This is a genomic window from Pseudonocardia sp. ICBG601, assembly GCF_020496245.1.
Map to the genome: position 1 here is coordinate 1 of NZ_JAHLJA010000221.1, position 7,945 is coordinate 7,945.

The 7,945-nt window shown below is 65.1% G+C and carries 7 protein-coding genes and 2 pseudogenes; 3 read left to right on the top strand and 6 right to left on the bottom strand.

Annotation, left to right across the window (positions count from 1 at the left end; genetic code table 11):
• The 4 genes and pseudogenes from KPL57_RS61950 to KPL57_RS61965 form a co-directional block, all read right to left on the bottom strand.
• On the bottom strand, positions 1-403 hold a 403-nt coding region (locus KPL57_RS61950; protein ID WP_226359083.1), incomplete at its 3' end, for a transposase family protein.
• A 300-nt stretch (positions 404-703) separates the two neighbouring features.
• Positions 704-1,036 (bottom strand): annotated as a pseudogene (locus tag KPL57_RS73535) (transposase family protein); the annotation flags it as partial.
• A gap of 214 nt (positions 1,037-1,250) precedes the next feature.
• A pseudogene (locus KPL57_RS73540) lies at positions 1,251-1,475 on the bottom strand (transposase family protein); the annotation flags it as partial.
• 245 nt (positions 1,476-1,720) lie between these two features.
• A complete protein-coding gene (locus KPL57_RS61965) occupies positions 1,721-2,371 on the bottom strand; it encodes a transposase (RefSeq protein WP_226351147.1) in 651 nt (216 codons plus the stop codon).
• Between the two features lie 369 nt (positions 2,372-2,740).
• Here KPL57_RS61965 and KPL57_RS61970 point away from each other — a divergent pair, with 369 nt between their 5' ends.
• From KPL57_RS61970 to KPL57_RS61980, 3 genes are all read left to right on the top strand, one after another.
• Positions 2,741-3,076 (top strand): transposase family protein, encoded by a 336-nt coding sequence (locus tag KPL57_RS61970; protein WP_226359079.1) that lies wholly within the window; start codon positions 2,741-2,743, stop codon positions 3,074-3,076.
• A 92-nt stretch (positions 3,077-3,168) separates the two neighbouring features.
• Complete coding sequence (locus KPL57_RS61975; RefSeq protein WP_226359084.1) at positions 3,169-3,936, top strand: transposase family protein; 768 nt, start codon at positions 3,169-3,171, stop codon at positions 3,934-3,936.
• A gap of 22 nt (positions 3,937-3,958) precedes the next feature.
• The gene (locus KPL57_RS61980; protein ID WP_226351767.1) at positions 3,959-4,414 is read left to right on the top strand and encodes a transposase family protein; all 456 of its coding nucleotides are present in this window, start codon (positions 3,959-3,961) and stop codon (positions 4,412-4,414) included.
• A 510-nt stretch (positions 4,415-4,924) separates the two neighbouring features.
• On the opposite strand, the gene KPL57_RS61985 is transcribed toward KPL57_RS61980, so the two are convergent.
• Both KPL57_RS61985 and KPL57_RS61990 read right to left on the bottom strand, forming a co-directional pair.
• A protein-coding gene (locus KPL57_RS61985) for an IS5 family transposase (RefSeq protein WP_226353067.1) occupies positions 4,925-5,766 on the bottom strand; the annotation gives its coding sequence in 2 pieces (ribosomal slippage) (positions 4,925-5,104 and positions 5,107-5,766; 840 coding nt in all).
• A 68-nt stretch (positions 5,767-5,834) separates the two neighbouring features.
• Positions 5,835-7,511, bottom strand: coding sequence for an IS1634 family transposase (locus KPL57_RS61990; protein ID WP_226350710.1), 1,677 nt, complete (start codon positions 7,509-7,511; stop codon positions 5,835-5,837).
• Positions 7,512-7,945: the final 434 nt, after the last annotated feature.

Here is a 7,945-nt window from a genome sequence, read left to right on the forward strand (position 1 = left end):
GCCGGTGTGTGCCCTCCGCCGCCGGCTGGGCGCTGAGCTGGGGCAACACCCAGGACTGCAACGCCGCCTCCAGCGCCGAGGCGTCGACCCGTTGCAGGACCCGGCGGATGGTCGACTCGTGCGGAGCGACCGCGCCCACCCCGAGCACGTCCAGCACGGCGCGGCCGACGTCATGGGCGTACTCGGCGATCGCGGTGAACGACCGGGCCCCCGCCAACACCGCGCACGCCCCCAGTAGCAACACCGCGAGGACACCGTGGCGGACACCGCGTGGTTTCCGCGGGTCCGGCACTCGCGACAGGGCCTCCACCAGCGACAACCCCGCCGCCTCACCGACCGGCGCGGCTCTCCCCGCGTCAGGACCGACCTCCAGGCCTTCCAGAGCAGCAACGATCGGAGACACTGACACTGCGGACACAGGCTTCCTGACGTGAGCAAGGATTCGACACCCTCATGATCACGCCAAGCCTGTGTCCGCACCCACCCCCCCCCCCACATCACCGCAGCTCAGGACCCACCCATCACGACTTTGCCGGGCCCTGGGCTTCCCTACGGCATTACGGTCCGCGAAGCCGGTACGCGATCGGCTTCCTCGAGTACCGAGACGGCCGTTGGCAGCGACACCCGATGCCGGTCCTGGAGGGCAGGCCGCCCCGGTCCAGTGTGCTCGAACCATTCGTCATCTACACCGAAGGCCGGGGGCTTATTCATAAGCCGCAAAGAAGTAGAGGCCTACGATTGCTGCAACTGTGCTTGCGTATTTGCTGATGGGGTAGCGGTATCGGCCGCCTTCTTCGCTGAGCATGCGCCATGTTTTGAGGTGCGCGATGGCGTGTTCGACGGCTGCGCGGATTCTGCCGAGGGCGGTGTTGAACTCGACTTGGCTGGGGTCGAGGTCGATGCCGGGGGATCGCTTGTGCGGGACCGTGTTGATGCCCTCGACGCCGATGTAGCCGAGGTCGGCGACGGACGGGAGATCGCGCAGACGCTCCGCCAGTCCGGATGCGGCGTAGGCATGTGCGTCGTGGCGGGGCGCCGTGAATCGGGACTTCGCCGACCGCGACGAGGACTCCGTCGAGGGTGGCGGCGATCTGCAGGTTCATGCCCGGGTAGCCGGCCTTGACCGAGAACAGGTCGGACACTGCGTTCCAGTCCCACGTCGGGCACACGGTGCCATCGACCAGCACTGTTCCGCCTCCGAGGACCTCCCGCGGGTCGGGCACGACGTCGGCGAGGACCTCGCCGATCACCGGGCGCAGCAGGTCCCAGCGGCGACTGACCGTGGACTGGCTGACCCCGAAGATCGCGCCCGCGAAGTCCTGGGTCACGTTCTTGCGCATCAGCGTCACCACCATGGCCACTGATCGGAACAAGCCCAACGCAACAGGCCTACCTGCAGAAACGAACTTGCCGCCGCATCGGGCGTGTACTCTCACCACCAGATCGGTGAGTTGTCTATCGTCCAACCCTGTCATAGCTTTGAATCGCAACAGCTCTTCGCCGATCCTCGTTCAATGCCTGGGAACACCGAACAAACCGGCAAGGGCTGTTGCACTTCAAGCGCAACACGCCGCCGTGCCGATGTCGAGACAAAATTGCTGGTGACGGACCACGGCGTCCTCAGATCGACAGAATTACTCCCTTGTGAATAAGCCCCCCGGTACCGGGAGGCTTATTCAGGGCCCGTGAAATAACGATCTAGCCCGGCGTGTCGGGAGGCTTATTCATAAGCCGCAAAGAAGTAGAGGCCTACGATTGCCGCAACTGTGCTTTCGTATTTGCTGATGGGGTAGCGGTATCGGCCACCTTCTTCGCTGAGCATGCGCCATGTTTTGAGGTGCGCGATGGCGTGTTCGACGGCTGCGCGGATTCTGCCGAGGGCGGTGTTGAACTCGACTTGGCTGGGGTCGAGGTCGATACCGGGGGATCGCTTGTGCGGGACCGTGTTGATGCCCTCGACGCCGATGTAGCCGAGGTCGGCGACGGACGGGAGATCGCGCAGACGCTCCGCCAGCCCGGATGCGGCGTAGGCATGTGCGTCGTGGCGGGCGCCGTGAATCGGGACTTCGCCGACCGCGACGAGGACTCCGTCGAGGGTGGCGGCGATCTGCAGGTTCATGCCCGAGTAGCCGGCCTTGACCGAGAACAGGTCGGACACTGCGTTCCAGTCCCACGTCGGGCACACGGTGCCATCGACCAGCACTGTTCCGCCTCCGAGGACCTCCCGCGGGTCGGGCACGACGTCGGCGAGGACCTCGCCGATCACCGGGCGCAGCAGGTCCCAGCGGCGACTGACCGTGGACTGGCTGACCCCGAAGATCGCGCCCGCGAAGTCCTGGGTCACGTTCTTGCGCATCAGCGTCACCACCATGGCCACTGACCGGAACAAGCCCAACGCAACAGGCCTACCTGCAGAAACGAACTTGCCGCCGCATCGGGCGTGTACTCTCACCACCAGATCGGTGAGTTGTCTATCGTCCAACCCTGTCATAGCTTTGAATCGCAACAGCTCTTCGCCGATCCTCGTTCGATGCCTGGGAACACCGAACAAACCGGCAAGGGCTGTTGCACTTCAAGCGCGACACACCGCCGTGCCGGTATCGAGACAAAATCGCCGGTGACGGCTTCCGCAGATCAACAGAATTACTCCCTTGTGAATAAGCCCCCGGTTTGGGCGACAGCCCGTCCATCGCGAAGATTGGTTTGTCGAATCAATCCGAGATGAATGGGCTGTCGCAGTATGTACTATACCACTGGCTTTCGGCGTGATGAGATTCAGGATCTTGCCGCTCTGGTGCATGAGCAGGATCAGCGGAACGCGACTGGCCTGCGACGGCCTTGGCCGCCGATTCTGGGATTGTTCTGGTCGGTGGTGATCACGTTGGCGTATCTGCGCGGGAATCGTGTGCAGTGGGAGTTGGCGGAAACCTACGGGGTGTCGCAGTCGACGGTCAGTCGAGCGATCGCGGGGGTGACACCGTTGCTGGCGCAGGCGCTGCGGAGTGTAGTTCCGACTGCGGAGGAGCTTCGTGCCGATCGGCAGTACATCGAGGCTTATTCAGGGCCCGTGAAATAACGATCTAGCCCGGCGTGTCGGGTTGGGCGACAGCCCGTCCATCGCGAAGATTAATTTGCCGAATCAATCCAAGATGAACGGGTTGTCGCAGTATGTACTATACCACTGGCTTTCGGCGTGATGAGATTCAGGATCTTGCCGCTCTGGTGCATGAGCAGGATCAGCGGAACGCGACTGGCCTGCGACGGCCTTGGCCGCCGATTCTGGGATTGTTCTGGTCGGTGGTGATCACGTTGGCGTATCTGCGCGGGAATCGTGTGCAGTGGGAGTTGGCGGAAACCTACGGGGTGTCGCAGTCGACGGTCAGTCGAGCGATCGCGGGGGTGACACCGTTGCTGGCACAGGCACTGCGGAGTGTCGTTCGTCCGACTGCGGAGGAGCTTCGTGCCGATCGGCAGTACATCATCGACGGAACCCTACTGCCCTGCTGGTCATGGACCGCCATACCAGGTCTGTGGTCGGGCAAGCATCGCACCACCGGCGTCGTCGTCCAGGTCGCAGCCACCCTGGAAGGGCAGCTGTCGTGGATCTCCGACCCGACCCCAGGCTCCCGACACGACCTACATTGCCTCGACCAATCCGGCGCCCTCGACCACCTCGCCACATACCCACCGATCGGCGATAAAGGCTACATCGGGCGCGGCATGCTCACCCCGTTCAAAAAACAACCCGGCCGGGAACTTCTCGACTGGCAGAAAACATTCAACAAGAGCCTCAACCGCACACGCGCCACCATCGAGCGAGTCATCGCCCATATCAAGTCGTGGAAAGTTCTCCACACAGACTACCGTCGACCCTACGCCACATTTAAAACGACGATCTCGGCAGTCATCGGACTCATCTTCTACGCACTTACCTGACGGAGCCTGAATAAGCCTCATCATCGACGGAACCCTGCTGCCCTGCTGGTCATGGACCGCCGTACCAGGTCTGTGGTCGGGCAAGCATCGCACCACCGGCGTCGTCGTCCAGGTCGCAGCCACCCTGGAAGGGCAGCTGTCGTGGATCTCCGACCCGACCCCAGGCTCCCGACACGACCTACATTGCCTCGACCAATCCGGCGCCCTCGACCACCTCGCCACATACCCACCGATCGGCGATAAAGGCTACATCGGGCGCGGCATGCTCACCCCGTTCAAAAAACAACCCGGCCGGGAACTTCTCGACTGGCAGAAAACATTCAACAAGAGCCTCAACCGCACACGCGCCACCATCGAGCGAGTCATCGCCCATATCAAGTCGTGGAAAGTTCTCCACACAGACTACCGCCGACCCTACGCCACATTTAAAACGACGATCTCGGCAGTCATCGGACTCATCTTCTACGCACTTACCTGACGGAGCCTGAATAAGCCTCCTGGATGCCCGGGTGCCCCTTGCGGGCAGGGCGGAAGTCATCCTCGACGCCGAGATGAAGCTCGACACCTCCGCCCCGAAACCAGGCACCGCCGCGGGCTGCGAGCACCGACGGCTTAGGGATCTCCGTCATACCGAGGACATCTGCGAAGAAGTGCCGCGCGTCGTCCTCACGACCGCGGGGCATGGCCAGCTGCATGTGATGTAGGCGTGCGTACACCCGGCGAGTATGGCGTGCGACATGCGGGCCATCAGCCCCTGAGATCAGGGCACCTTCTCCGTGGCTCGGGGCTAGCGGGCCGGCCCCGAGCGGCCGCGAACGGGCCGGAGGTGTAGGGAGCGAGCCGGCAGGGCCGGCGTGGCCGGCTCCGCGGCGCCTTGACACCCAGTGATATCGGCACGGGAGATTGCTGGCTGAGAGTTTCCCGCTCCTGGCTCGGCGCATCATCGGGCCTGACTTCGGTCACTTGTCTTAGAGCGTGTTTGGAAATTCTAGTGGGTTGAGGGTGTCGTGTGTTTCTGCTGGCGGGTGGCGGGGTATCCACGGGCGATGCGGCGGGTGATGGTGTTGATCGCGGCCCAGCGGATCATGGCTTCGGATGTGGTGGGGTGGCGTTCGTAGTCTCGGGCCAGGCGTCGGTGTGCGGTGAGCCAGGCCAGGGTCCGTTCGACACCACCCACCTTCGTGGGAGGACGGTGAATCCGCGCTGCTCGGGTGGCTTGCGGATGATCTCGATCGTTGTCTGCAGGATCGTGGCGGCCCAGTCGAGCAGTCGCCCGGCGAAGCCGGCGTCGGCGTAGACGAACCGCACCCTGGTGCGCAGGTAGAGGTTGAGCAGGATCGGCTTGGCGCCGTCGCGGTCCTGTACCGAGGCCGAGCACACCATCGTGGTCAGCAGCAGACCGAGGGTGTCGGTCACGATGAACCGTTTCCGTCCGCCTGTCTTCTTCCCGGCGTCGTAGCCGCGGGAGTCCTGGCCGACGGTGTCGGCGCCCTTGACCGACTGGGAATCGATGATCCCCGCACTCGGCTCCGGATCACGGCCCTCGGCGATACGTAACTGCCCCCGCACGACCGGGAGGATCTTCTCGGTGACCTTCTGCTGTTCCCACTGGTTGAAGTACCAGTAGACGGTCTGCCAGGGCGGGAAGTCCACCGGCAACGCCCGCCAGGCACACCCGGTCCGCACGACATACAAGATCGCGTCCAGCACGTCCCGACGAGCATGAGCAACAGGCCGCCCCCGCCGCGCGAGCGGCGGTAACAACGGCTCGATCACCACCCACTGGGCATCACTGGTGTCCGAGGGGTACCGGCGCGGTCGTTCCTGCATGCCGACCACGATGGAGCACCCCAGCCGTGTCGACCATCCCGACACACCCACCATTTCCAAACACGCTCTTAGTGCTTCGCCGCGGGCTGACGGAGCGCGTCGAGGAGGGCCTGTTTGTCGGCGGGGACGGCGGGCGGGAAGGTCTGCTGGGTGCCGTTGATGGCGATGGTGGCCGAGCGCAGTGGTCGGAGCTGGCGGACGACGTTGCGGATGGTGAGCCCGGTGCGGTTCTGGATCTCGCGGGCGACTGCGAGGGCGGTGAACACGATGGTCAGGTGCGCTTCGATGGACTGGCGTTGGTGGTGGAACATCGGGCGGGCGCGTAGGTCGGTTTTGCTCATCCGGAAGGACTGCTCGACGTGCCAGAGGTCGTGGTAGTCGCCGATGATCTCCCCGGCCGCTGCGCCGCCGGCCGGGATGTTGGTCACGTAGCCCTTCAACCCGACCAACCGGTATGCCCGAGCCAAGGAGGCCTCGTCCAGGGCGCGGGAGCCGTTGGTGACCTTGACGAACCGCGGTGTGCGCGCGGGCTTCTCGCCGGCGATGACCTCGCGGGCCCGGTTCTCCTGCAGGGTCAACGTGCGCCGGTCCCGGACGGCCCGCTTCGTGGAGTAGGCCCAGACCGCCCGCCAGGATCCCGGATGCTGGTTGGGGTTCCAGACGGGCTCGGCCTTGACCTTCGGGCTGTTCTCGCTGCGCCCGGTGCGGCGGTCGCGTGGTGTGAGGGTGTCGATGATCTGCCCGTCGACGAAGGCGTCGCCGTGCCAGTGGAAGTGCGACTCCAGGTCAACCGGGGCCTTGGTGAGTCGGGAGCCGACGATGAACCGCAGGCCGGCCTCGTCGAGGTCGCGCAGGTTCGCGGCCGAGAGCATCCCTGCGTCGGCGACCACGACCATCCCGCCCGGCTCGACCGGCAGCTGGTGTCGGGCCCGGAAGGCCTCGATGATCGGCAGGATCGTCGCGGTCTCGGTCTTGTTGCCCTCGAAACAGCCGATCTCGAGGGGGAACCCTGCGCGATCGACCAGCAGCCCGACGACGACCTGCGGGTCGACCCGGCGTTCCTTGGAGAACCCGACCTTGCGCAGGTCGTCCTCCTTCTCCGCCTCGAAGTAGAGGGTGGTGACGTCGTAGAGACACAACGACACATCCCCACTGCCACGGGCGTGGGTGAAGCAGGCCCTCGCGATCTCGTCGCGGTAGCTGCGCCCGGTGCAGCGCAGCAGGGTGCGGCGCATCGTCTTTTCGCTCGCCGCGGTGACGCCCAGACCGGCCAGCACCCGACCGGTGTCCAGGATGGACGTGGGCTCGACGATCCGGGCGATCACCAGGTCGCGGAACGTGTCATCAGCGACCTCTGCGAACCCGAGGCCCGCGTAGACCTCGGCGAGGATGTCGAACAGCACCCGCGACCCGGTCGTGATCACCTGCGGCGCACCCACCCGCCGGGTTGTGGTGCTCGGGGCGCGCCGCGGCATCTGGCCGAACAGCCCCTCCTGCGTGGCACCGCCGGCCGCGGTGGGCGCGATCAGCTCGGCCCGCCGGGGTGACGGCGCGACGCCCAGATCCAGGGCCTGCTGTGCAGCGTCGTCGATCAGCCCACGGGCCTGCTCGACCAGCAGGCCCAGCTCGGCCTCGGTGTGCGCTGACCCGACATGGGCCACGATCCGTCGATGGCCCTGCACGGACTCGGCGATCTGGACCGCGGTCGCCCCGGAGGCCGTCCGTACCCGCCTCACCCACGCCACCTGACCGAGCGTAGAGCACCGAATTAGTGCCTCACACCGCTCCCGCGCAAACACATCACCGCAGCTCAGCGCAGTACAAGCTGCGAAACCAGGCTCGGGTGACCAAAGTCAGGTCGGGAGAGGAAATGAGGATGCGTCTACCCCCATATTGAGACCGGCGCAGTGGTTGGGGCTGTCTCGCGCTCGGGCCCACTCTCCCCTGCCTCCTCGTCCTAGCCGCAGGATTGCTCGTCGAAGCGGTGGGGCAAGGGTGGCGGCTTGCGCCATCGCGAAGCGACACCGTAGGCGCCCTTGCGGCCGCCGTGGAGACGTGCACGATCTCGGCCGAGGGGAGACAGCACGACGTCATCGGGGGTCGCATTGCTCAGCTTGTGGTGCGCAACTGCTCGTAGGGTCCGAGCCATGGTCAGCCATGCCCTATACAAGGACCACGC

Excerpts from the sequence above, each read along its gene's own strand:
- KPL57_RS61965 (WP_226351147.1), bottom strand. The coding sequence starts at position 2,371 with ATGGTGGTGACGCTGATGCGCAAGAACGTGACCCAGGACTTCGCGGGC.
- KPL57_RS61970 (WP_226359079.1), top strand. The coding sequence starts at position 2,741 with ATGTACTATACCACTGGCTTTCGGCGTGATGAGATTCAGGATCTTGCC.
- KPL57_RS61975 (WP_226359084.1), top strand. The coding sequence starts at position 3,169 with ATGTACTATACCACTGGCTTTCGGCGTGATGAGATTCAGGATCTTGCC.